Annotated in this window: 20 protein-coding genes and 3 pseudogenes; 15 read left to right on the plus strand and 8 right to left on the minus strand. The window is 72.5% G+C overall.

Annotated elements, in window-relative coordinates; all coding sequences use genetic code 11:
- Positions 1-84: 84 nt before the first annotated feature.
- Positions 85-1,155: a DUF4328 domain-containing protein gene (locus tag ACMXN5_RS39825; protein WP_439679771.1), complete on the minus strand. Its 1,071-nt coding sequence runs from the start codon at positions 1,153-1,155 to the stop codon at positions 85-87.
- Positions 1,156-1,388: 233 nt separating this feature from the next.
- Between ACMXN5_RS39825 and ACMXN5_RS39830 the strand changes: the two genes are divergently transcribed.
- Both ACMXN5_RS39830 and ACMXN5_RS39835 read left to right on the plus strand, forming a co-directional pair.
- A complete protein-coding gene (locus ACMXN5_RS39830; protein WP_439679772.1) occupies positions 1,389-2,039 on the plus strand; it encodes a hypothetical protein in 651 nt (216 codons plus the stop codon).
- Positions 2,040-2,467: 428 nt separating this feature from the next.
- Positions 2,468-2,692 (plus strand): annotated as a pseudogene (locus tag ACMXN5_RS39835) (alpha/beta hydrolase); the annotation flags it as partial.
- Positions 2,693-3,135: 443 nt separating this feature from the next.
- Here the strand turns inward: ACMXN5_RS39835 and ACMXN5_RS39840 are convergent.
- On the minus strand, positions 3,136-3,903 hold the full coding sequence (locus ACMXN5_RS39840; protein WP_380004035.1) for an MBL fold metallo-hydrolase: 768 nt from the start codon (positions 3,901-3,903) through the stop codon (positions 3,136-3,138).
- An 86-nt stretch (positions 3,904-3,989) separates the two neighbouring features.
- On the opposite strand from ACMXN5_RS39840, the gene ACMXN5_RS39845 reads away from it, so the two are divergent.
- Positions 3,990-4,649, plus strand: a complete 660-nt coding sequence (locus tag ACMXN5_RS39845) for an ABATE domain-containing protein (protein WP_439679773.1) — start codon at positions 3,990-3,992, stop codon at positions 4,647-4,649.
- 39 nt (positions 4,650-4,688) lie between these two features.
- Here ACMXN5_RS39845 and ACMXN5_RS39850 read toward each other — a convergent pair.
- From ACMXN5_RS39850 to ACMXN5_RS39860, 3 genes and pseudogenes are all read right to left on the minus strand, one after another.
- Positions 4,689-5,668, minus strand: a pseudogene (locus tag ACMXN5_RS39850) (ADP-ribosylglycohydrolase family protein).
- An 83-nt stretch (positions 5,669-5,751) separates the two neighbouring features.
- Complete coding sequence (locus ACMXN5_RS39855) at positions 5,752-6,459, minus strand: haloacid dehalogenase-like hydrolase (protein WP_439679774.1); 708 nt, start codon at positions 6,457-6,459, stop codon at positions 5,752-5,754.
- 210 nt (positions 6,460-6,669) lie between these two features.
- Positions 6,670-7,638 carry a LysR family transcriptional regulator gene (locus ACMXN5_RS39860; RefSeq protein WP_439679775.1) on the minus strand — a complete coding sequence of 323 codons (969 nt, stop codon included), beginning with the start codon at positions 7,636-7,638 and terminating at the stop codon, positions 6,670-6,672.
- A 474-nt stretch (positions 7,639-8,112) separates the two neighbouring features.
- Between ACMXN5_RS39860 and ACMXN5_RS39865 the strand changes: the two are divergent.
- Positions 8,113-9,348: pseudogene (locus ACMXN5_RS39865) on the plus strand (MFS transporter); the annotation flags it as partial.
- A 200-nt stretch (positions 9,349-9,548) separates the two neighbouring features.
- A complete protein-coding gene (locus ACMXN5_RS39870; protein ID WP_439681376.1) occupies positions 9,549-10,142 on the plus strand; it encodes a cysteine hydrolase family protein in 594 nt (197 codons plus the stop codon).
- Positions 10,143-10,260: 118 nt separating this feature from the next.
- Here ACMXN5_RS39870 and ACMXN5_RS39875 read toward each other — a convergent pair whose 3' ends face one another.
- A complete protein-coding gene (locus ACMXN5_RS39875) occupies positions 10,261-10,902 on the minus strand; it encodes an NAD(P)-dependent oxidoreductase (RefSeq protein ID WP_439679776.1) in 642 nt (213 codons plus the stop codon).
- 126 nt (positions 10,903-11,028) lie between these two features.
- Here ACMXN5_RS39875 and ACMXN5_RS39880 point away from each other — a divergent pair, with 126 nt between their 5' ends.
- The 10 genes from ACMXN5_RS39880 to ACMXN5_RS39925 all read left to right on the plus strand — a co-directional run bounded on the left by ACMXN5_RS39880 (position 11,029) and on the right by ACMXN5_RS39925 (position 22,445).
- Entirely contained in the window at positions 11,029-11,526 is a 498-nt protein-coding gene (locus tag ACMXN5_RS39880) for a MarR family winged helix-turn-helix transcriptional regulator (protein WP_439679777.1), read from the plus strand.
- Positions 11,527-12,540: 1,014 nt separating this feature from the next.
- Positions 12,541-13,065 carry an SRPBCC family protein gene (locus ACMXN5_RS39885; protein WP_439679778.1) on the plus strand — a complete coding sequence of 175 codons (525 nt, stop codon included), beginning with the start codon at positions 12,541-12,543 and terminating at the stop codon, positions 13,063-13,065.
- 793 nt (positions 13,066-13,858) lie between these two features.
- Complete coding sequence (locus ACMXN5_RS39890; RefSeq protein ID WP_439679779.1) at positions 13,859-14,932, plus strand: hypothetical protein; 1,074 nt, start codon at positions 13,859-13,861, stop codon at positions 14,930-14,932.
- 58 nt (positions 14,933-14,990) lie between these two features.
- Positions 14,991-15,488: a hypothetical protein gene (locus ACMXN5_RS39895; RefSeq protein WP_439679780.1), complete on the plus strand. Its 498-nt coding sequence runs from the start codon at positions 14,991-14,993 to the stop codon at positions 15,486-15,488.
- Positions 15,489-15,642: 154 nt separating this feature from the next.
- A complete protein-coding gene (locus tag ACMXN5_RS39900) occupies positions 15,643-16,884 on the plus strand; it encodes an ROK family transcriptional regulator (protein WP_439681377.1) in 1,242 nt (413 codons plus the stop codon).
- A gap of 89 nt (positions 16,885-16,973) precedes the next feature.
- Positions 16,974-18,509, plus strand: a complete 1,536-nt coding sequence (locus ACMXN5_RS39905) for an APC family permease (RefSeq protein WP_439679781.1) — start codon at positions 16,974-16,976, stop codon at positions 18,507-18,509.
- A gap of 55 nt (positions 18,510-18,564) precedes the next feature.
- On the plus strand, positions 18,565-19,779 hold the full coding sequence (locus ACMXN5_RS39910; RefSeq protein ID WP_439679782.1) for an alanine racemase: 1,215 nt from the start codon (positions 18,565-18,567) through the stop codon (positions 19,777-19,779).
- Positions 19,776-20,726, plus strand: a complete 951-nt coding sequence (locus ACMXN5_RS39915; RefSeq protein ID WP_439679783.1) for an ROK family protein — start codon at positions 19,776-19,778, stop codon at positions 20,724-20,726. Before ACMXN5_RS39910 ends, ACMXN5_RS39915 begins: the two co-directional genes overlap by 4 nt.
- Before the next feature lie 157 nt (positions 20,727-20,883).
- Positions 20,884-21,942 (plus strand): SIS domain-containing protein, encoded by a 1,059-nt coding sequence (locus tag ACMXN5_RS39920; RefSeq protein WP_439679784.1) that lies wholly within the window; start codon positions 20,884-20,886, stop codon positions 21,940-21,942.
- 218 nt (positions 21,943-22,160) lie between these two features.
- Positions 22,161-22,445, plus strand: a complete 285-nt coding sequence (locus ACMXN5_RS39925; protein ID WP_439679785.1) for a hypothetical protein — start codon at positions 22,161-22,163, stop codon at positions 22,443-22,445.
- Here ACMXN5_RS39925 and ACMXN5_RS39930 read toward each other — a convergent pair.
- Together ACMXN5_RS39930 and ACMXN5_RS39935 are read right to left on the minus strand one after the other, a co-directional pair.
- A complete protein-coding gene (locus tag ACMXN5_RS39930) occupies positions 22,415-22,996 on the minus strand; it encodes a GNAT family N-acetyltransferase (RefSeq protein WP_439679786.1) in 582 nt (193 codons plus the stop codon). The two genes, ACMXN5_RS39925 and ACMXN5_RS39930, sit on opposite strands and share 31 nt — an antisense overlap.
- Positions 22,997-23,010: 14 nt before the next feature.
- Positions 23,011-24,339, minus strand: coding sequence for an MFS transporter (locus ACMXN5_RS39935; protein ID WP_439679787.1), 1,329 nt, complete (start codon positions 24,337-24,339; stop codon positions 23,011-23,013).
- Between the last annotated feature and the right edge of the window lie 17 nt (positions 24,340-24,356).

The following is a 24,356-nucleotide window of genomic DNA, read 5'->3' on the forward strand; positions in this document are numbered from 1 at the left end:
AATCGAACATCGCGCACAAAAACGGCGGATGGGCGTTGCCCGCAAGGCGAAGCGCCGCTCGCAAGGCGGCCGGCGCCCGCCCGTTCAGAACGGAGCCGGTGGGTCCTTCGGACGCGGCGGGGGCGGCGGCTGGCGCGGAATCGGCGGCGCCACGGGCTGCGTCGAGCCGGGCACCGGGCCGGATGCGGCGACTTCGGGGTGGGTCGGCTGGACCGCGTACAGAGGGTGCATCGGATGCATGGGGTGCGCCGGGTGCATCGTCGGCGGCACGAGGAAGGCGTATTCGCGCTCGATCTGGAACCCGGTGATCCGGGCCACGACCGCGATGGCCGTGCCGGCGGCGATGATCATCAGGAGGAAGGCCCAGCCCGTCGCGGTGTCCGCGGTGCGGTAGGACTCGTGGTAGGCGACCCACGCATCGCTGCCGGTCATCGCGTCGCCGCCGTCACTCTCGCGGCCGGTCAGCCCGATGGCGAGGAGGACGTTCGCGGCGAGATAGGTCGACCACCAGGCCCAGAGCAGCGGATGCCGCCCGGGAGTGGCGCCGCCGCGCATCGGCGCGCGGGGATCGCTGGCCTTCCAGATGTCGTGTGCGATCAGCGGCGGGAACCACAGGTTGACCACCGGGCAGAACCAGCCGCCGATCGCCCAACCGCCGGACAGGCGCTGCACGGACGGCGGGAACAGATCGACATTGCGTCGCGCGCGATGGAACCAGACCACGAAGAGTACCGCGCTCGCAACCATGGCCAGGGTCGCGAGTCCCCACCACACGGCGATGGAGTGGTTCGCCCCGTCCGAATCGGGCGCGGACCACCTGCTGCGCAACACCTGGTCGACCAGGTTCGCGCGGTGGAAGAACGCGATGGCGGCGAGCAGACAGGCGACGGCCGTGATGCCCAACAGGACGTAGAGCGCGATGGCCGGCCCGCGCAGCGACCGGAAGATCGGGCCGGGCCGAAACCGCGGATCCGGCATCGGCGTTCCGGCGGGCCCGAAGTGGGCGAAACGCGCGTCCAGGGCGGCGTCGGTGGGGGCGTTGGGCGGGGCGTACTCGCGATGGCCACAGTTGGTACAACGGTCCGGCAACGTCGACCGGCCACCGCAGGCTGAGCACAACACGAGTTCGAATCCCCCGTCGACGATCCTCGACACCGACCGGACGAGCCGGCGGGCGACGGCATCACGGCCGAGCGCGCCGACCGCGCCAGCGGCGCCGCGTAACGGGCATCATGCCGTGAGTACCTTCCCATGTCACGATCGGAAGACCCGCGAATACGTGAGGTGACGGGCGTGGCGACAACACCGGCACCCCACACCGCACGGTGCCGCGCCTTGGGGGGTGGGGCGTGCGTAACCACATGGGTGGTTGGGGGTACGGTCGGGGGGTGATCGGGACGTGGTGGGATGTGTTGCTCGTCGGTGGGGCCTCCGGGGTGGGCAAAAGTCGGGCGGCTGCGGAACTGGCCTTGTCGGCCGGGGCGTTCGTGGTCGAGTTCGATGACGTGGTGAGTGCGGTGCAGCACATCACGACGGCCGAGGGGCATCCTGGGCTGCATCTCTTCGACGGGATCGCCGATGTCGACGGGCTCGGGGTCGATCGGGTACTGGAGCTCCAGGTCGCCACCGCCCGAGCGCTGGAACCCGCCGTCGTCGGCGTGGTGCGCAATCGGACCACCGTCGATGTCCCGGCGGTGGTCGAGGGCGACTACCTCACGCCGGCCGCCGTGGCCCAGGCCATGCGGGAGGGTGTCGAGGCCGGGCGCAGCGTGCGGGGGGTGTTCCTGCACGAGGACGACGGCGCCCGGATCGTCGCCAACTACGCCGAGCGGGAGCCGGAGGACGGGGTCCAGGCGCAGCGGGCGGAGGTCGGCGTTCGATATTCGCGGTGGCTGGCGGAGGAGGCGGCGCGGTACGGGCTGCCCGTCGTCGAATGCCGGCCGTGGGGCACGTTGGCCGAGCGGATCGGACACGCCGTTGCCCGGGCGGCGGTGGGGAACGCGGGGCGGGCCGGGCGTTTGGGCGGTGGGGTGAGGTAGGGAGCGCCGGTGGGGGTTCGGGGTGCCCGAGAGTTGCTTGGGGTGCTTGGGGTGCTTGGGGTGCTTGGGGTGCTTGGGGTGCTTTGGGTCGCCTGGGCTGCTGGGCTGCTGGGCTTGCTGGGTTGTCGTTGGGCGTCGGGATGCCTGGGCGGCCGTGGAACGATTGTGTTCGGCGCGGTCGGATTCCGTGGAGGAGTGCCCGCGTGAGCGGTGAGCAATCCCCGGGCGGTTCAGCGGTGTTCGAGCGCTTTGTGGTGGAGTGCGATGGTGAGCGGCTGAGTTGTGTGCGCGTCGTTCCGGGCGCGGGCGCGGGCGCGGGCGATGGCGCCGGCGCTGCGGTTGAGGGTGCGCACGATCTCGGGATGCCGTCGACTGTTGTTCTGCTGCACGGTGCCGGGGCCGGGCGCAAAGCGCGCTTCGTCGAGCTGATGGGCGACTGTGCCGGTCGCGGTTTCCCGGCCTGTGCGCTCGACTTCTCGGGACACGGCGACAGTTCCGGGACCCTTGGTGAACTGAGCCTGAAACGCCGGTTCGTGCGGGCCCGCGCCGTCGTCGACGCGGTGGTGCCTGCGGATCACCGGCTGATTGTGGTCGGCTTCAGCATGAGCGGGCACACGGTTGCGGATCTGGCCGCCCACTACGGTGACCGGGTGCGGGCCATTGGGCTGTGCGCGCCGGCCGTCTATGCGGCCGAGGCGTGGAGTGTTCCGTTCGCGGCGGGCTTCACCGAGATCATTCGCGCGCCCGGCAGTTGGCGGCGGTCGCCGGCGCTCGATGTCTTTCGTGGTGTACCGGCGGCGCGTGCGGTGTTGGCGACTCCGGCGGTCGACGAGGTCATCCCCGAGGCCGTCACCGAGGCCATCGCGGATGCGCTCGGTGCGTCGGCTTCGCGGTTCACCCGGCTGGCGTTCCCGCAGGCGGACCACAAGCTCGGGTTGTGGTTTCAGGCGAACGCGGCGGCGCGCACGGAGTTCCTCGACGCCATCCTGGCCGGATCGCCCCGAGACCCGGATGGCGAACCGGGCCTCGGGGCCGACCACTTGGTGCACTGGACCCGGACCGGGCGACGCGCCGCGCGGGCCGGTTCGCCCGGTGCTCAGGCGAGTTGCAGGCGGTCGATCAGGCCGGCCGCGGTGAACGCCTCGACGAGGGCGGTGCGGCCCTCCGTGAAGTGGCCCCAGCTGTCGAAGTGGACCGGGACGACGCGGCGCGCGCCGAGGATCGCGGCGGCCTCGGCGGCCTGGGCGCTGTCCAGGGTGAGCAGGGCGCCGTCGAACAGCGGGGTGCGGGCGGCGCCGGCGAAGAGTACGGCCGTGTCGACCGGGCCGACCCGGGCCGCGATCTTCTCGACCACGGGCAGGGACGCGTTGTCGCCGCTGACGTAGATGGTCGGGAGGTCGGCGGCGGTCAGGACGAAGCCGACGACCTCGCCGGTGATCGGCTCGCAGCCGTCCGGGCCGTGTTGGGCGGGGGTGGCCGTGACGGTCACGGTGCCGCCGCCGGGGCGGGGGACGTCGATCGTCGTCCACGGGGCCAGCGGGCGGGCGGTGCCGCCGAGGCGGTCCGCGCCGCTCGGGGTGGTCAGCACGAGCGGGACGTCGGCGAGGAGCGCGCGGCCGGAGTGGTCGAGGTTGTCCGGGTGTTGGTCGTGGGAGAGCAGGACCACGTCGATCGGGCCCAGGTCCGCCGGGTCGACCGAGGCCGGGGCGGTCTTGGTGAGGACGCGGTCGCCGACGGGGTACTCGCCGGGGGCGTCGAAGGCGGGGTCGGTGAGGAACGTGAGGCCGCCGTACTCGATCAGGGCGGAGGGGCCGCCGAAGACCCGAATGGCGATCTGCTCGTTGGTCGCGTCGAAACCGGTCACTGCACACCTCACGGATAATGGTTGTGTTTGCCGTGAGAAAAGCTAGCCGATTCTCACGGGGAACGGCAAGGCTTAGCATGAGACTCATGAAGGAGACCTCGCCGGCCGCGTCCGCCGGGCCCGCCGCCGATCCTGTCGCGGACCTCGCCGCCGCCCGCCCCGCGCCCTCGGGGCCCCCACTCGCGCCGGGTGCCGAGCGGTATCTGTCCCTGGACCTGGTGAACAGCGATCTCGCCTTCCCCGGCGGCCGGGACGTGGATCTGCTCGGCACGCCCGAGTCGGCGAGGGAGTGGCTGGTCACGCGCGAGCTGGCGCCGGCGGAGGCCGTGCTCTACGACGTGTGCGCGGGACGCCTGCGGGCGCTGCGCGACGCGGTGAGGGCGCTGCTGTCGGCTCGGGTCGAGGAGGTGGTGGCGCCGGCCGAAGCGGTACGCGCGGTCAACGCCGCGCTCACCAGCGCGCCGTCGGCCGCGCTGCTGCACTGGGACGACGTACACGGCCCGTATCGCGCCCAGGCGCACCCGATCGACCAGATCGTCAACCACGCGATCGCCGTGCTGGCCGCCGACGCCGCCGACCTGCTGACCGCGCCCGACGCGGCACGGCTCACCCCGTGCGGCGCCACGCCATGTCGCCGCTTCCTGGTTCGTACGCACGCGTCCCGGCAGTGGTGCTCGACACGATGCGGCGATCGGGTCCGGGCGGCGCGGGCCTATGCGCGGCGGACCCGGGGGAAGGCGGACTGACGGCGGGACTCGGGGTGGGCCGGCGGGGCGTGGGCCGCGTCAGCGAGCCGCGCGCGGCGTACGGTTCAGCAGGTCGTGGGCCAGGCCTGACAGGTCGGCGTGGCGCAGGACTTCGCCGGCCGAGCCGGGGATCGGTACATGCAGTCGGTCGGTCCAGCGGGTCGGGATGGCCGCGGGGCCGTATACGGCTCCGGCGAGCGCGCCGGTGACCGCGCCGACCGTGTCGGTGTCGCCGCCGAGGTCGAGGGCGGCGCGCAGGGCGGATTCGTACGACGTCGTCGTCCGCAGCGCCCAGACCGCCGAGCCGAGACAGGGCCAGACCGCGCGCCGTTGAACTCGGTGGCGTCGGTGGGATGCCACGTCGGGGACAACACGACGGCGTAGCGGTCGCGATGGTCGGGGTGTACCTCGTCCAGGGTCGCGGGAAGCGCGGCCGGTGGGTCGTCGCCATTCAGGGCCACCCGCACCAACTCGTGGAAGATCGCGGTGCCCTCCCACGCGGCGCGGTCGCCGTGGGTCAGCGCGGCGATGCGGCGGGCGGCGGCCATGGTGGCGGTACGGCCGTCGGCCGCGAACCAGACGGCGGGGGTGGTGGCACGCATCAGCGAGCCGTTGCCGGCCGCGCGTCCGGTGGTCTGGAAGTGCACGCCGGCGGCGAGATCCCAGGGCAGGCCGTTGGTGAGTACGTCCTCGGTCTGCAGACCGATGTCCTTCGGTTCGGCGCGGGCCCAGCGGCGGAAGCGGTCGAAGATGTCGGGCAGGTCCGCTTCGCCGCGCTCCAGGAGGGAGTACGCCACGTGCACGGCCATCTGGGTGTCGTCCGTGGCCTCGCCCGCGTCCCAACCGCCGCCACCGCACATCTCGTTCGCGTAGCGCGCCTCGGCCCGGGAACTCCCGGGCGGCGCCTCGGGAAATCGGGTGCCGAAGTCGCCCGGAGCGCCGAACTCGAAGGGCGCTCCCAGCGCGTCCCCGACCGCCGAGCCGACGACGGCCCCGGCGGCGCGCTGTGTGATGTCCATACGGGCAGCGTAGAGGTCGACGCGCGGGTCGGACTCGAGGGTGTGTGCGATGGCGCCGGGCGGTGGGGGCCTTGCGCTTCGCGCTACGGCGAGGACGGTTCGGACGGCGTGGTCGGTTCGGTGGAGCGCAGTACCACGTAGGTGGGGCCGAGGTGGGTGTGGATCCGGGTGAGGTGGGCGGGGGAGGGGTCGATCAGATAGCGGTGGGCGGCGGCGTTCAGCAGGGGGAGGTCGACGGAACTGTCCGTGTAGGCGTGGGTGATCGGGCCGGTGATGCCGGCCGCGCGGATCCGCTCGACCTTGCGGACGCCCCGGCACGCCGGCAGCGGCCGCATGCCGGTTCGGCTCGCGGTGAGTCGGGACGCGATCACGTCCACGGGGGCCAGGCCGAGTTCGTGGCAGATGGCGGCGGCGAGGGGCTCGGCGCAGGACGTCGCGATCACGACGCGGTCGCCGGCGGCGAGGTGGGCTCGGGCGCGGTCGAGGGTGTGCGGGATTCGGTTCCCGTCGGATGTGCGTTCGGTGGCGAACTCCGTTGCGAGAGCGGCGAATCGGTGCGGGGGTAGGCCGATGGTGGCGACTCGGAGGAGCAGGGCGAAGGCGCGGCGGCGGGTGGGGTGGAGGGCGTACAGGGGGGCGAGTATCGGTACGCACAGGGTCGCGACGACGGCGCGCCAGGGGGAGCGGCGCAGCAGGGCGCGGGTGAAGTGGGTGAAGGAGTCGCCTCGGACGAGGGTGCCGTCGAGGTCGAAGACGGCGATGGGGCGGGGGGCTGGTGGGGGGTGGGGCACGGGGCGCGCTCCTTGGGCGGGGGTGGTCGTGGTGGCGGCGGGGCGGTCGGGCGTGGCCGGTGGCGTGGAGCGGGCGGCGGGCGGTGGTCAGCCGATGCGGCCCTTGCCGTCGACGAGTCGGCCGGCCACGAGCGCGCGCAGGATGTCGTTGGCAAGGATGCTCCCCGCGCAGGCGGGGGTGATCCGCCGGGGTTGGCCGCGGCTCCCCGTTCACCCTTGCGTCGAGGCCGAAGTTCGGGGTTGGCGTGGCCATCTTGCCCACTTCGGGGTCCAGGTTTCGGTGTCGGGGTTGGTGGGGCGGCGGGTGTGGAGGTGGGTGCGGAGCTTCGTGAGCGTCGGGTGTGGGCTGTCGCGGTGGGAGAGCAGAGAGTGGGGGTAGATCGGGGTCGGCGCCCGTACGGGGATGCGGCGTAGGCCCTGGTCGGCGGGCCAGACCAGGCGGGTCTGTTCGCCGACGAAGGTCGCCAGCGTCCGGGAGTCGGCGATCGTGTCGAGCAGGGGCTCGGTGCCGAAGTCGGGCCCGGTGACCTCGATGGTGAGGCCGAAGGTCGCGGCGAGCGCGTCGTAGTAGGCGGCCCACTCGGTTCCGGCCACGATGCCCGGCATCCAGATCCGGTGTCCGGCGAGTTCGGCGGGGGTGACCGCGCGGGCGCCGGCGAGTTCGTGGTCCGGTCCCGTGAGCAGTTCGATGGGTTCGGCGAAGGCCCGGGTGGCCCGGATGTCGTCGGGGAGTCGCCGACCCGGCATGGTGACGGCGCGGAAGGACGCGTCGATCGTCCCGGCCCGAATGCCGGCGATGGCCGCGTCGGCGTCGAAGAGCGTCACCACGTCGAGTTCGAGCCCGGGGTGCGCCCGATGGAATTCGCCCAGCCGCCCGGCCGGGGCGAGCCGCCGACCGATCACGTCGATGCGCAGCGGGCGGCGACCGGGGGATACGGAGGCCACCGCCCGCGCCTCGGCCCGAACGACATCGCGGGCGTGCGCCAAAAACGCCTGCCCGTCGACGGTGAGCTTCGCGCCTCGCGCGGTGCGGGTGAACAGCCGTACGCCCAGGGACTTCTCCAGCGCGGCGACCCGCTTCGACACGGCCTGCTGACTGACCGACAACTCGGCGGCGGCGTCCCGAAACCTCCCCGCATCCACAACGACGACGAAGGTCCGAACAGCATCGAGATCCACCCGGCGCATGCTATGGCCTGTCCGGCGGGCCGTGGTGAGGCCGCGTCGGACGGGCTCGGTCGCACCTGGAACCCCAGTCGCGGCCGGCACGTGCGTTGCCGCCGGGCACGGGGCTTCGACGACGTGAATCCCTGGATCGACAAGGGTGTCGGGCCCTGCTGTCGGCATCCCCGGTGTGAAAGGCCCTTTCGTGCGCGCCATGCAGATCGATCGTTTCGGTTCCCCTGATGTCCTCGGCATCGTCGAGGCTCCCGAACCCCAGCCGGGGCCCGGCGAGGTCCTGATCCGGACGGTGGCGACGAGCATCAATCCCGTGGACGACAAGACGCGGGAAGGTGCCAGTGGGTGGAGGCGTGGTGCACAACCTTTGGTTGTGCGGTGGGTGCTGGGTTGTTGTTTGAAGTCGGGGATTGTCGGTCGCTTTGATGTCTGGAGTCGGTGCCTGGGAGTTCGGGTGGTGAGGGGTGTGCGCGGGTGGCGGGTGGGCGGGATTTGGGGCGCGGGTTCGGGTGGCTCTGGGGGGCCTATGCCGTAAGTGCGTATGGGACGGCGTTCGGATTCGGGGCGTTTCCGCTGATTGCGGTGCTGGTGTTGCACTCGGGGCCGGCTCAGGTGGCGGTGTTGGCGGCTGCCGGGCGGGTGGTGGGGGCGGTGATCGCGGTGCCGCTCGGGCCCTGGGTGGAGTTTCGTCGCAAGCGGTCGGTCATGGTGGCGATGGACCTGGTTCGGTTCGCGGCGCTGACGAGCATTCCGGTTGCGTTTGCGTTCGGCCGGCTGAGTTTTGTACAACTTCTCGTGGTTTCGGTCGTCGTGGCCGCCGCCGATATCGCGTTCAAGGCGGCGAGCGGGGCGTATCTGAAGTCGCTGCTGCCGCCGGCCGACCTGCTCGTTGCGAACAGCCGGTTCGAGTCCACGAGTTGGACCGCGATCACGGTCGGGCCGCCGCTCGGTGGGGCCGCGATCGGGTACTTCGGTCCGGTGACGACCGTGCTGGCCGACGCGGTCACCTATCTGTTGTCGGCGCTGGGGATTCGTGCCATCGGCGGTACGGAGACGCCTCCCGAGCGGACCGGTGCGCCCCGGTTGCGGGCCGGTGATCTGCTCGACGGGTGGCGCTACATTCTCGGTCATCCCGTCTTGCGGCCGCTGTTCTTCAATACGGTCGTGGTCAACGGGTTGATCATGGCCGGTGAGCCGCTGCTCGCCGTACTCCTGTTGGGCCCCCTCGGGTTCGAACCGTGGCAGTACGGGCTGATGTTCGCCGCTCCGTGTGTGGGTGGGCTGGTCGGTGCGCGGCTGGCGCGGCGACTCGTGGCGCGGTTCGGGCGGCGTGAGGTGTTGCTCGTGTCCGGGGTGCTGCGCGCGTGCTGGCCGGTGGGGCTGGCGTTCGTCCGGCCCGGGGTTTCCGGGATGGTGCTCGTCATCGTTCTGCAGTTCGGTTTGGTGGCTTGTTGCGGTGTGTTCAATCCCGTACAGGCCACCTATCGGCTGGACCACACCGATCCCGACCGGGTCGCCCGCACGCTGACCGCGTGGTCGGTCAGCAGCACCGCCTCCATCGCCGTACTGACCGCGTTGGCGGGCGTACTGGCCGCCGCCGCGGGCACCCGCACCGCGATCGCGGTCGCGGGGATGCTGCTCTTGGCGACCCCGCTGCTGCTCCTGGGGCGCGGGGAGCCGCCGGGCGGCGCAGCGATCGAACCGGCGCCCCCCGAAGCCGCCGATCGGGCATTGCACGAAGCCGTCGACCAGGCGCCCTGTGCAGCCGTCGATCAGGCAGCTCACGAGGCGATTGATTCGGCATCTGCTCCGGCATCCCACGAAGCCGCCGACCGGGCGCCGAAAGACTCGGCGCCCGGTCGGGCACACAGCGACCATGCGTCGTCGGAAGGGAAGACCCCCGCGTGACCATGCTCAACCCCGTACAGACCGCCCTGCTCGTGCTGGATTACCAGCCCGCCATCCTCGCCGCGTTGCCCGACGGGGAGGAGTACGGGCATCGCGGCGCGCTCCTCGCTCGTGTGGAGGCGATCGTCTCCGACGTGCGGGCCGCCGGCGGTACCGTCGCCCATGTCCGGGTCGGCTTCACCGCAGCGGACTGGGACACGATTCCCGTCGCGAACAAGTCCTTCGCGCCGGTGGCCCGATACCGGCTCATGCACCACGAGGACCCCGCCGTCGCCATCCACCACCGGTTGGCTCCGCGCGACGGCGACATCGAGGTCCGCAAGGTGCGCTACGGCGCGATGTCCACCACCGACCTGGACCGGCGCCTACGCGAGCGCGGTATCGACACCCTGGTCGTGGCCGGTGTCAGCACCGGCGGCGCCGTGTTGTCCACCGTCGTCGACGCGGCCGACCGCGACTATCGGCTGTACGTGCTCTCCGACGGCGTCGCCGACCCGGATCCCGAGGTCCATCGCGCCTTGCTCGACCACGTGTTCCCGACCCGGGCCCACGTCATCGACACCGCCGAGTTGCGCGTCCTGCTGCGGGCCGGCTGAGCCCGCCGTCGCCCCGATCCGCGGTCGGGAGGGTCGCGCCGCGGCGATCCTCCCGACCGGGGCGGGCGCGGTCCCCGTGTCGCTGCGCCGGCGCCGGCGTACCGTTCCGCCGCCCATGTCAGTACGCCACCGTGAAGCGCGCGCGGTGGTGGCGCGGGTTCTCCGCCTCGTCGACCAGGGCCACGGCCAGGTCCTCCATCGAGATCGCGGAGACGCCGTCGTCGTCGACCAGGAGTTCGTCGCCGCCGACGCGGAAGGTTCCGGTACGGGTGCCCGGTTGCAGGTGGGCCGGCGGGCTGAGGTAGGTCCAGTTCACCGCGGAGTCGGCGCGGAAGACGTCGAACTGGGCGTTGCAGGCCAGAGCGATGCCGCGCCACGCGGTGGGGACGAACCTCGGATCGTCGACCGCCATCGTGTCGCCCGCGCCCGGGACGCGCAGGCTGCCCGCGCCGCCGACGGTCAACAGCCGTACGTCGGTGCCGGCCAGGCCGGACAGCAGCGCCTCGGCGGTGGCGGCCAGTTCCCGTTCGCGGCCGTGGGGCGGGCGGGTGGCGCTGATCACCAGGTCCTGGTCGGCGCCGAGGGCGGCGACGTCGTCGGTGCGGGCGGCGTCCCCGATCCGGGCTTCGGCGCGGGGATCCAGGTCGGGGAAGCGGGCCCGGTCGCGGACCACGGCGGTGACCTCGTGGCCCCGGAACAGGGCTTCGGAGACGACGCGGCTGCCTACGCTGCCGGCCGCTCCGAATACGGTGATGCGCATGGTGGGGTGTCCCTTTCCGGGGTGCGGTCGATTCCTTAACGCTAAGGGAAATGTACCTCAGTGCTAAGGTAAATGCGAGGGGCGTCGCGAGCCGCTTCGACGGGCGGAGTCGGCTAGCCTGACGCCGTGGCAGATCACGTCGACCTTGTGCTGGAGCAATGGGGTACGCAGCGCCCCGATCTGGACGCGTCACCGATGGCGGTGCTCGCCCGACTGTCCCGCGCCGCGCGCCTGGTCGGCACCGAGCTGACCCGGACCTTCGCCGAACACGGGCTCGACGCCTCGTCGTTCGACGTACTGGCGACCCTGCGCCGCAACCCGCCGCCGCATCGATTGAGCCCCACCGAGCTGATGCGCTCGTCCATGGTCACCTCGGGCGCGATCACCCAGCGGCTGGACCGCCTCGAGGCGCGCGGCCTGGTGTCCCGCAGCGCCGACGAGTCGGACGGCCGCAGCGTATTGGTCGCCCTCACGGACGCGGGCCGGGAACTGATCGACGAGGTGCTGCCGGCACACATCGAAACCGAACAACGCCTACTCGCCGCGCTCACCCCCAAACAACGCTCCGCCGTCGCGGACGGCCTGCGGGCGCTGCTGGAATCCCTCGGCGACGCGAGGGCGTGAACGCGGCGCGGGCGGCGCGGGCGGCGCGGGCGCGCCGGGGTGAAGGCGGAGTCGAACGCCGGGCCGAAGGCGGGTCCTGAACCCGGCCCAGGTCGTGCCTGAACGGGCTGAGAGTGAGACCTGAAACCGAGCTGAACGTCGGGCCGAACGCCCGGCGAAGGCGCGGAATGCCTGGAAGGCGCCGCGCAACGGCGGAAGCGTTGGAAGGCGCGGGCGCGGGCGGGGGCGCGGAAGGCGGCAAGACTTGCAAGGCGCAGCCAAGGCGCGGAAAAGCATGGCAGGCGCGGCGAAGCGCGGACGGCGCGGCGCAGTGGCGGAAACATTGGAAGGCGCGAAGAGCCGCGGGGCGCGGCGAAGGCGCGGAAAGCATGGCAGGCCCGGCGAAGTGCGGTGGGTCGGAGGCTCGAAAGGCGCGGCGCAGAGGCGGACGCGTTGACAAGCGCGGAAGGCGCGGGGGCGCGGAAGCCTCGCAAGGCGCGGAAAGCATGGCAGGCCCGGCGAAGTGCGGTGGGCCCGGAGGCTCGAAAGGCGCGGCGCAGAGGCGGAAACGTTGACAGGCGCGGAAGGCGCGAGGGCGCGGAAGCCTTGCAGGGTGCGGCAAAGTCGCGGAAGGCATGGCAGGCTCCGCGAGGTGCGGTAGGCCCGGCGACGCTCGAAAGGCGCGGCGTGGAGGCGGACGCGTTGACAGGCGCGGAAGGCTTGCAAGGCGAGGCAAAGACGCGGAAGGCATGGCAGGCGCGGCGAAGTGCGGAAGGCGCGGCGCGGACGCGGAAGACCAGGAAAGCCTGGTGAAGACGCGGACGGCGTGGGGTGCGCGGAAGGCCCGGCGATTGGCCGAGGTCGAACGCCTGGGTGACGCGTCTCGGCAGGATGCCTGCCGCCCAACCCCGGACGCCGAGCCGGATCGCGTCGGCCGCGCCCGGCCGTGCCGCCCCGGCCAGGCCCCTGTCTCCCGGCCCCGCGCGCCGCTGTGATCGCGAATGGAACCCTCGTTGAACGGATAGCAGTACGCGCATGGTTCTTCACACGCGTTCCGTGCAGGTCGCAGCGTCCACCGACCAGGCGTACATGGTCTTGTCGGATACCGACAGGCTCCCCGAATACTTCCCGCCGGTGACCGCCGTCCGGACCACCTCGGCCCACGCGGTCGTGGTGACCGCCGGCGAGGCCGCGCAATCCGTGGCGGCCGAGGTCGACCTGGACCGGGACGGCCCCGGCACCCGCATCGAGTGGGCGGTGCGCGGTACGCCGTACACCGGCATCGTGATCGTCCAGGACGGTCCCAGCGACATCGACAGCATCGTCACCGTCATGGTCGAGGACGGCCGGGATCCACTCGACCCGGGCGCGGTCGAGGGCGAGCGCGTCCACGACTCGGCCCAGTTCGGCGGCAAGAAGGGCGGCGAGGCGTTGTCGGTGGACGCCCTGACCCGACACCGGGCAGCCGGCGCGGACACCGACCTCGCCGTCGGCGACATCCTCGAACGCGGCCTCGACCACCTGCGGATCTACCTCGAGACCGGCCGGCGGCAAGGCTGACGCCGCAACCGCCCCACCCCGCGCCCGCCACCACCCGCCCCGAGCGAACCCCGGCCCGCCCGCCACCCACCGCTCGGGGCGCGCTCGCACCCGGCCAACCCGGCCGCGGCCCGCCCCGCCCCGCCCACAAAGCGCAACCGACCCCACCCGCCGAGCCCAATCGAGCGCGTGCCCCCAGAAGCCGCCCGAAGCCCCCACACGAAAGCCCACCAAATCCCACACACGCATCCGCCCGAAGCCCAGCCCCGCAACGCACCGGAAGACCCACCCGCAAAACGCATCCAAAAGCCGGCCCGCCCGCAGGCCCGTAACCGACCGGCGCCCCACGCGCGAAGACCAACCGAAGCGCTACCCACGGGGCCCGACCGAAGCTCCACACGCGCAGCCCGCCCGAGGCCCGAGCCCGCAGCGCGCCGGGAGGTCAACTCGCGGAGTGGGACCAAAGACTCGCTCCCGCCGTTCGGGTGCAGGCCCGCTCGCTGCCCGGCCGGAGGGTCGCGTCCGACCTTCGCCTCGCTCGTGAAGGCCGGCCCGAGGGCCGCTGCGGTGGCTCGACCCGAGGTTCGCTTGGCAAGGCCGAGCGAAGACCTGCTTCCGCTGCCCGGCCGGCGTCTCGACGGTGGGGCAACTTCCTTGCTGGGTAAGCGGGTTACCCAACCACCCGGCTATTCGCCGCGTCCCCGAAACTTCTTCGGGTAATCGGGCAAACCCGGCCATCCGGGAGGGTCGGCGCGAGTAGGTTCCGACCAGGAGCATCCGTTCGGCTGCTCGGGGACGCGCGGAAGGATCGGCGATGCCACTCACCGCTTCCAGCACCTGTTACTTCTGCGAGCGCCGCTTCGTCGAGGACTCCGACGAGGACTACCGCTCGGTGTTCGAATGCCCGACCTGTCGGGACGTTTTCGTGCACAAGAGGTGCAGCAGTTACTGCCTGGCGTGCGGGAACGCCGAACTGCGGGACGTATCCGGCCGCGTGGTCGCCCTGCGCGAGAGCACGACGCGCGAGGAGAAGGAGAAGAAGGGCAAGGAGTCGGCCAAGTCCGGGATGCCCCCAGCACCTGCACCCACGACCACCGGCGTCGGCGCCGGTGCCCTGTCGATGACGGCCGCCGAGCGCGAACGACTCCAAGCCGAGGCCCACGTGAAGCCGCTGCCCGACGACGACGATGACGACGAGGACGAGGACGAGGACGAGGACGAGGACGGGCCGGCCTTCGATCTCGGGACGGTGAACTCCGTGGACACCTCGAACGAGTTCGGCGCCTTCGATCGCAGCTTCCGCTGGGTGCCGCCCGCAGGCGCGACCGGGTACATCGTCCAGCGCATCGACCGCACCGAGCGGGTGAACCGCGATGACGGGTCGATCGACGACACGCGCAGTTCGGTGGCGCGGTACTGGGAGGCGTGGCCCGTGGTCGACGGTACGGTCCGGGGCGCGGACGGGACAACCGTGCTCGACACCGGTGCACACGATTCGTGGGTGGCCCGCGACCTCCCGGCCTGCCGGGGTCGGCACGGCCGCTGGGAGATCATCGGCACCGTGTACTGGCTCCCGCAGGGGACCCCGCTGCCCGCCGTCTTCCGGCGCGGGGCGGTGCCGGCCGCGTCCCCGTTCCTGCTCTCGACCTTCGAGGATCCGCATCTGCTCGGCGAGTCGCTGATGGTGCACTCGCGCTCCGGGTCCTGGGACGCCCGCACCCTGACCGCCGCCTGCGAACTGCTCGCCGGGTGGCAGGCCGACGACGTCCTGACCGACGGCGTGACCGAGACCCTGAAGACCCTGATCGACGACTACCGCTTCAGCCGCGCCATCGCCGCCGCGGCGGTGGAGTGGGGCCAGGGCCGGGGGTACACCTTCCAGCCGTAGGTTCCACGTCGATGAAATCGGCTCGACGGGGGTGCCCCGTCGCGTGAGGCATGGGCGCGTGACGTCGACCGAAGCAGCGGCGCTTGCCCTTCAGGACCATGCCGCGCTCTGGAGTGCGCGCGAGATACCGGCGATCGACGTCGTCGACGCGGCCTGTGTCGCGCTCGTCGCGGGGCTCGACGGCCCCGGCCTGCGGATCCTGGCTGCCTGTACGCGTGCCGAGGCGGTTCGTGACGTGCACGAACTGCTCCCGGTGGCGTTCGGACAACTCGGTCTCGCCTTTTACGCGTTCGGCGGTGCCGTCGGCAAGGTGGCCGCCGTGCCGGCGCTTGCTCGGCGCATGCTCGGGGGCCGGCTCTCGCCCCGGGAGTTCGCCTCCCGGATCCACCGGCATCACGGCCACGAACTCGCCCTCACGGAGCGCTTGGCCCAACTCGACGACGAGTACGACTGCCTCGGAGTCGGCGCCCGGACGGCGGCGGAGATCGATGCGGAGATCACGGCGGAGGCCCGGCGCCTGGGCCGGCTCATCGAACCCGCGGACGGACCCGGCTGACGCATGCCCCGCGGCCTGCGGTGGGTGCGGGGAGTGGTCGGGTGCATGCTCACTGTTGTCCTGATTTGGGGCCGTCTTGATGAACCCTTGACACCTCCCTTCGCCGGGCTTAATTTTCTCTCACTCTGAAATATTTTCACTCTGAGAGGTGAACATGGCGGAGACGGCGGATGCCCGATGGGCCAACCGTTCCAGCCTGCTCGCGGTGTTGCTGGCCGGTGGGCAGCACAGTCGCGCGGGTCTCACCCAGCAGACCGGGCTCAGCGCCGCCACCGTGTCCCGGGTGGTTGAAGGACTGCTGGACGAGGGCCTCGTCCGTGAGGGCGCCGTGCTCCAGACCGGCCGGCGGGGCCGCCAGGGCGTGGTGATCGAGGTCGCCGCGGAACGTGGTGTCGCGGTCGGTGTCGACCTCGGCGGCACCACCTGCCGGTTCCTGGCCACCGACCTGCTCGGCCGTTCGCCGCGCTACCACGAGGAGCCCACGCCCCGGCACCTCGCCGCCGACCACCTCGCGGACTGGCTCGCCGAGCGGGTCCGCGCGCTGTACGCCACCGCCGGGACCGACATCGCCGGGCCCGCCGCCACCGGGCCCGCCGCCACCCGGCCCGCCGCCGCGCCCGACGTGCTGCGCGCGGGCGTGATAGGTCTGCCCGGAGCGGTCGCGGCCGACGGGCTGGACGTGCGCGGCGCGACCAACCTCCCGCAGATCGAGGGCGACCTGTTCACCCGCCGGCTGCGCCGCGCCCTGGAGGGCACCGTCGCGTTCGGCAACGACGCCGACCTGGCCCTGGAGGGCGAGCTTCGGCACGGCGCCGCGCGCACCGCCGACACCGCCGTGATGTTCACCGTCGGTGCGGGCTTCGGCGCGGGCGTGGCCGTGGATCGGCACATCCGGGGCGGACCGACCGGCCTGGTCGGCGAGTTCGGTTTCCTGCCCGTCGATTCCGACGACCACACCGTGGAGGAACTGGTCGGTGCCGAGGGCCTGATGCGCGCCGCCCGCGAGGCCGGCCTCGACGTGGCCACCGCCGCCGACGTCTTCACCGACACCGCGCCGGCCGCCCGCGCCGTGGTCGAACGCTTCGAGCGTGCCCTCGGCGTCGCGCTGACCGCGGTCACCATCGCGTACGAGCCCGAACTGGTCGTCCTCGGCGGCCGCGTCTCCGCCTCCATCGACGCCGCGATGACCACCCGGCTGCGTGAGCGGGTACGCCGACGATTGCCCGCCTGCCCCGAGCTGGTGCACTCCGAACTGGCCGACCTGGCAGGCGCGTTGGGCGCGGTATCGCGCGGCCTCACCGCATTGCGCGTGCGCTTCGACGTCGCACCCGACGCGGCGGCGGCGGTCCGAGCCGACCTCGACCTCGCGGCCTTGCTGACGCCACGGGCGCACTGAGCCCGACCCCACCCCACAGGCGCGCGTCCCCACCCTCCCCGCACCCCCGGGGCCCGTCCCGCCCCACCGAACCGCCTGGAGTACCACCCATGTCCACCGCACTGCCCTCGCCGCCCGCGAGCCCGAACCCGAAGGGCGGGTCGCTCCGCCGCAACACGCTGTCGGTGTTCGGCGCCGTCGCCATGTGTATGGCCTTCATGGGCCCCGCCACCAGCGTCGCGTTCAACACCCCGCCCGCCGCGGCCGGCGCCGGGTACGCGCTGCCGCTCGCCATCGTGTTGGCCATGGTCGCCAGCCTCCTGGTGGCCAACACCATCGCCGCGTTCGCCCGCAAGCTGCCGGCGGCCGGCTTCGCCTACACCTACAACAGTCACGGGTTCGGCAAGTCCGGCGGCTTCCTGTCCGGGTGGCTGCTGCTGCTCACGTACGGCATGGTCGGGCCGATGTTGTTCGCCGCGCTCGGCGGGTACAGCCACGACTTCCTGGACAGCCAGTTCGACATCCGCGTGCCGTGGCAGATGATGTCGCTGGCGTTCGCCGCCGTGGTGTGGGGCGTCAACTCGCTCGGGGTGTCCAGTTCGGCCAAGACCGCGCTGATCTTCCTGGTCCTGGAGGTCGGCGTACTGCTCGGCCTGGCCGGGGTGATCCTCGGCGACGGCGGCGACTCGGGCCTGTCGGTGGCGCCGTTCAACCCGGCCAACTCCATCGACGGGTTCAGCGGCCTGGGTACCGGCATGCTCTGGGGCATCCTGATGTTCATCGGCTTCGAGTCGGTGGCCACCCTCGGCGAGGAGGCGCGTGGCGCCAAGCGCAGCATCCCGCTCGCGCTGTTCACGGCCGTCGCGGTGATCGGCACCTTCTATGTGCTGATGGCCTACTCGACCTCGATCGGCTTCGGCTCCGCGCACGGCTCGGACCTGGCCGGCGACGCCGCGCCGCTGACCACGCTGGTCGACCGCTACTGGGGCGTCACCTGGATCCTCGCGCTGACCGTGATCGTCAGCCAGTTCGCCAACGTCGTCTCGGGATCGAACGCGGCCGTGCGGGTGTTGTTCTCGATGGGCCGCGAGGGGGTGTTGCCGCGCTTCCTCGGCCGCACCAACGAGCGCCACGTGCCGCAGTCGGCGATCACCGCGTATCTGGGCTTCTCGCTCGTGTTCGCGCTGGCCCTGGGCAGCGGCTTCGGCGGCGACCTCGGTCCGCTGGGCGTGTACGGGTTCGCCGGCACCATTCTCGGCCTCGGCATGGTGGTCATCTACATCCTGATGAGCATCGCGGTGATCCGGTTCTACCTGCGCGAACACCGGGGCGAGTTCGCCCTGTTGCGGCACGGGATCCTGCCGGGCGCGACGGTGCTGCTGATGCTGCTGCCGATCTACGGCCAGCTGTGGCCGGTGCCGGATCATCCGAACAACCTCGTGCCGTACGTGATCGTCGGCTGGATGGTGCTCGGCGCCGCGTATCTGGTGTGGGCACACCGCTCGCGTCCGGAGGTATTGGCCGCGATGGGACGGGTGTTCGAGGACGAACCGGGCGACGACACGACGGAAACGACGGACGCTTCGACGGCGGCGTCCCGGACCGCGTCGACGGGGGTGGTGCCGGTGTCGACCGGCCGGACCTGATCCGCACACCGTTCGGATCGCCCGCACCCCGCCCCGCCCGCGCCAAGGAGACCCGATGTTCCTGGACCGACTGCTCGCCCACAACCGCCCCCTGATCGACGCCGTCGTGACGGCCCATCAGGCCGGCGAACTGCTCGCCAACACCTACGTGGTGGACCTGGACACGGTCGCCCGCAACGCCGCCGCCATCGCCGACGCGGCCCGGGCGCGCGGTTTGTCCACCTACGTGATGGCCAAGCAGTACGGGCGCAACCCCGACGTGACCCGCACCGCGATCGACGCCGGCCTCGGCCCCGTCGTCGCGGTGGACACCGCCTGCGTCTCGGCGGCGGTGCGCCACGGGCTCCCGGTCGGCCACGTAGGGCACCTCGTGCAACCGCACCGGGGCAGCGAGGACTTCGTGGTCGGCGCCGACCCCGAGGTGGTCACCGTGTTCTCGCTCGACGCCGCGCGCCGCATCGGCGCGGCGGCGCTGCGTCGGGGCGGCCCGCCAGTGTCGGTGCTGCTGCGGGTGCACGGCGAGGGGGACCGGTTCTACTTCGGCCACGGCGGCGGCTTCCCGGCCGCCGACGTGGAGGCCGCCGCGCGGGCGGTGCACGCCATCGAGGGCGTCGCGGTACACGGCGTCACCACGTTCCCGGCCCTGCTCGCCGACCCGGACAACCGGCGGATCGCCGCCACCCCGAACCTGACCACGCTCGTCACGGCCGCGGAACGCCTGCGCGCGGCCGGGTTCGACATCCGCCAGGTCAACGCGCCCGGCACCACCTCGGCCCGCTCGCTGGCCATCGCCGCCGACGCCGGGGCCACGCACGTCGAGCCGGGCAACGCGATCCACGGGACCACGCCGCTGCACGTGTTCTCCGAGGACGCCCCGGAGCAGCCGGCGATCGTGTACGTGACCGAGGTGTCGCACGTGGACGGGGACGACGCGTACGCGTTCGCCGCCGGCCACTACATCGACAAGGTCCTCGGCGACTTCCAACCGACCGCGCTGGTCGGCCGGGACGCGGCGACCGTGACCGCCGGCGATCGGGTGGCGCGCGTGGATGCCGCCCCCGATGGGGCGATCCACTACTACACGGTGCTGCGCGACGCCCGGCGTCTGGACATCCGTCCGGGCGACACGGTGGTGATGTGCTTCCGGCCGCAGGCGTTCGTCACGCGTGGGCGCACCCAGGCGGTCGCCGGGCTGCACAGGGCGGGGGGTGCGCCGGTGTGGGGGAGCAGGTACGACGCGGAGGCGCGGGTCGTGGAGGACGCGTCGTGACGCGTGGTGCGCGTGCGATAGTCGCGCTGGACATCGGCGGCACCAAGACCGCGATGGCCACGATCGATGCCGCCGGGGTGATGTCGGCCGGGCGGCGGGTGCCCACGCGCGCTCCCGGTGAGGACATGGGGCGCGCGTTCGACCGGCTGCTCGGGGCGGCCCGGGACCAGGTCGCGGCGGCGACCCGGGGTGGGCGGCACGAGGTGGTGGCCGTGGGCCTGGTGTGTCCCGGGACGGTGACCTCGGCCGGGGTGGAGCTGTCGCCGAACCTGCCCGGCATCGAGCGGGTGGACGTCCTGGGCCGGGCCCGGGAGGCGTTCGGGGCGCTGCCGGTGGTGGTGGCCAACGACGTCAAGGCGGCGGGGCTGGCCGAGGTGCGGTCCGGCGCGCTCGTCGACGCCGATCCGGGGTTGTTCGTCAATCTGGGTACGGGCGTCGCCGCCGCGCTCACCGTAGGCGGCCGGGTCGTGGGCGGCGCGCGGGGTGTGGCCGGCGAGATCGGCTACGCGCTGGCGCCCGGCCGCCCGGACGAGCCGGACCTGGAATCGCTGATCGGCGGCGGCCCGCTGCTCGCCCGCACGCAGGCCCTGTACGCGCTCGGCGGCACCGGCCCGGCCCCCGACGCGGCGGCGATCCTGACCTCCGCCGACCCCCGGCTGCGTGCGGTCGCCGACCAGGCGCTCGACGTGCTCGCGGGCCATGTGCTCAACCTGTACCTGGCCTTGGACCCGACCCGGATCGCCCTCGGCGGCGGGTTGATGGCCGCGGCCGATCGGGTCCTCGACGTACTGCGCGGCTTCGTCGCCAAACACGCGCCCGGCGCCGCCGCCCCGGACGAGGTGATCGTCGCGGCGCGGCACATCCACGACGGCGCGCTGCGTGGCGCCGCCGCCCTGGCCTGGGACATCGCCCGCGGCGAACGCCCGAAGTGGGCGCTGGTGACGTGATGAGGTCGACCCCCGAACCGCTCCTCCCGAACCGATCGACCCGGCACGGACCGAAGCGAAGCCGACCGAAGCAAGGCCGGCCCGAGTAAAGCCGACCGAAGCAAGGCCGACCGAAGCACAGCCGACCGAAGCGAAGCCGACCGAAGGGACCAACGCCATGACCCCCGCAACCCCGAGCACGCCGACCACCGACCACCCCGCCGCCCCCGGGTCCGTGATGGCCGCCGAGATGGCCGAACAGCCGGACGTCCTGGGCCGGTTGGTCGCCCGCCTGCCCGAACTCGGCGAGGCCGTCCGGGCCGCGCTGCCCACACCGCTGCTCGGGTCGACGCTGATCGCGCGCGGATCGTCGGACAACGCCGCGGTGTTCGGCCGCTACCTGTACGAGCCGGCGTCCGGTCGCCCGGCGGGCCTGGCCGCGCCGAGCCTGGTGACCCGCTACGGCGCGCGCACCGACTACTCCGGCTACCTGGTCACCGCGCTGAGCCAGTCGGGCCGCACCCCCGAGATCGTCACGGCGGTCCGGGCCGCGCGCGAACAGGGCGCCAGGGTCGTGGCGATCACCAACGAGGCGGACAGCCTGCTCGCCGCCGAGGCCGACGTCCTGGTCGCCACCGACGCCGGCACCGAGATCGCGGTCCCGGCGACCAAGACCGTCACCGCCCAACTCCTGGCCGTGGTCGGCATCGCGCTCGCCCTCGGCCCGCTGCCGCCGACCGTCGCCGATCTCGCCGACCTGGCCGAACTCCCCGACGCGGTACGCCGCGTGCTGGCCGACGCCGACGCGTGCGAGAGGCTGGCCGCCGACTGGGCGCACCACGACCGCCTGGTCGTGGCCGGCCGGGGACTCGGCGGCGCGGTGGCGTTGGAGGGCGCGCTCAAGATCCGCGAGACCTCCGGCGTATTCGCCGAGGGCATCTCGGTCGCCGACCTGCTGCACGGCCCGATCGCCGCACTGGGCGCCCGCGTTCCGGTCCTGCTGATCGATCTGGGCGGCCCCACCGCGCCCGACATCGCCCAACTGCGCGAGCGCCTGGTCGCCGACGGCGTCCCGCACGCGACGGTTGCCCCCGAACTCGGCGGCCTGCGTACGGAGGCCGCCCGGGCCATCGCCACCACCGTGCATCTGCAGAATCTGGCCCGCACGTTCGCCCTGCGCCGAGGAGCGAACCCGGACGCCCCGGCGGGTCTGGCGAAGGTGACGCCGACGACCTGACGCGTCCGGCTCGCAAATCTCGTCTGCGCAAATCTCGTCCCGCGAACGCCGAACCGTTCGAGGCCCCGGTACGTATCTGACTATGTGGTGTGTTGTCACTCGACTATTTCCGACAGCACCCGCAAGGCCAGGAATCAACCGGATCGGGGGGCGGTCGCTCGGAAGACAGGGACCCGAGCGATCGCACGGTTCGCGGGAATCGAGGAGAGCGAACGAACATGAACGGGGACAACGGGGAACTCGGGCGATCCGCCACGGACTTCCGGGATTCGGGGGAGCCCAAAGAATCGACGGAGCCGCCCCGACGCCACGGCGACCGGCCCGAGGGCAACACCCGGTCGGCGCACGGCAGTACACCGACCGGGCGCACCAACGGCGTCAAGCCGCCCGGCACGGGACGGCCGACGGCCGGCGCCACCAACGGGGTCAAGCCACCGACCGGGTCGGCCGTCGCGGGGGCGGTCGGCCCGCATCAGGTGCGGGGCGAGGAGGGCGGTCGCTGAGCGGGGCCGATCGGGCCCGGCCCGTTCGAGGCGTGTGGCAGGTCGACGGCGTGCGCCGAGTCCACGGCGAAGTGCCACTGTCCGTCCTGCAGTTCCGTGTAGCGCAGGTTCGCAAACGCCGCGTACAGCGCCTTGCGGGCGGCCCGGTTGTCGACCCGGATCTGGGCGTGCAGGACGCGTACCCCGGCCGCCTTGGCCAGGGACGCGACCTGCCCGATCAACCGGGTGCCGAGGCCGTGCCCCTGGTACCGGTCGCCGACCAGGGCGGCGATGTCGGCGTGACCGGGCTCGTCGTCGAGTCCGTACTCCGCCCAGCCCACGATGTGGTCCCCGCTGTGGGCCACACACGCGTCCCACCTGCCGTGTGCCCGGGCCTCGATGATGTGGGCCCGGTACCAGTCGGGGATCGTGGTGCTCGCCGCGCCGAATCGCGCGGCGAGTGCGTTCGGTGAGAAGTACGCGGCAGCTCGGCCGAGTTCGTCGGCGTCGTCCGAGCGCCACGGGCGCAGGCGCACGGTGTCGGCGAGGGCTACGCGGGCTACGGGGGTCATGACGCTCACGGTGATCAGCTCCGAGTGCGGCCGGTGATGCCCAGGGCGGTGACGGCCGATCCGGCGGCGGTGGCCGCGATGAACCACCAGGCGTGTCGGAAGGCGCCGGTCGGATCGGGCGCGGTGCCGGTCGTGCCGAGGACGGCGACCAGGATGGCGACGCCGAGCACGTACCCGAGTTGGCGGCTGGTGTTGACCACGGCACTGCCGGTCGCGGCCTGGTCACCGGGCAGCCGGGCGGTGGCGCGGGAGAGCATGAGGGGCATGGCCAGGCCGATACCGATGCCGATGACCAGCCATCCCGGCAGGACCTGCGTCACGTACCGGGGATCGGCCGACGCGCCGGCGGCCAACAACAGGGCGCCGCCGGCGAACAGCACGTTGCCCGCCGCCACCAGCACCCCGATCGGCACCCGCGCGGCCAGCCGTCGGCCGACGACCGCGAACAGCGGCACCATCAGCGGGCCCGGCGCGATGGCCAGGCCGGTGGCCAGGGTCGAGTAGCCGCCGGGGCCCTCCAGCCACAACACCACGGACGGGAAGACCGCGCCGAAGGCGGTACAGAACGTCAACACGGTGATGTTGGCCCACACGAACGTCGAGGTGCGGAACAGGGCCGGATCCACGGCCGGTTCCGGGTGGGTGAGGATCCGCCCGACGAAGATCGCGATACCGAAGGCGGCGACGGCGAAGGTGCCGATGGTCGCCGCCCCGGTCCATGCCCAGTCCTGGCCCTTGACCAGGCCCAGGGACAGCGCGCCGAAGGCGACGATCAGCGCGGCCGTGCCGAGCGGGTCCGGCATGCGTACGGCCGAGGCCTCGCGCAGGTCGGGGAGCACGCGGCGGGCCGCCACGAACGCCGCCACGCCGATCGGGATGTTGATCAGGAACACCCACCGCCAGGACAGCTCCACCAGGCCGCCGCCGACGACGGGACCGACCGCCGCCGCGAACGAGCTGGTGGTGGCCCAGATTCCGACCGCCTTGGCTCGGCGGTCCGGCGGCAGCGCGGTGAGCAGGAGCCCGAGGCTCGCCGGGGTGAGTACGGCCGCGCCGACCGCCTGGAGCCCGCGGAAGAACACCAGCCACCACAACTGGGGCGCGGCGGAACAGGCGGCGCTCGCCACGGTGAACAGGGCCAGTCCGGCGAGGAACGCCGGTTTGCGGCCGTACCGGTCGGCGAGCCGGCCGGCCGGGATCAGCAGCGCCGCGTAGACGATGGCGTAGGCGTTGAGGACCCAGCTCAGGTCCGCGAGTGGTGCGTCGAATTCGGCGCCGATGTCGGTGAAGGCGACGTTGACCACGAACACGTCGAGCATCGCCATGAACGCCGCGGAACACACGACGAACGTGATGGCCG

The sequence above is a fragment of the Embleya australiensis genome (assembly GCF_051903075.1).
Classification (GTDB): Bacteria; Actinomycetota; Actinomycetes; order Streptomycetales; family Streptomycetaceae; genus Embleya.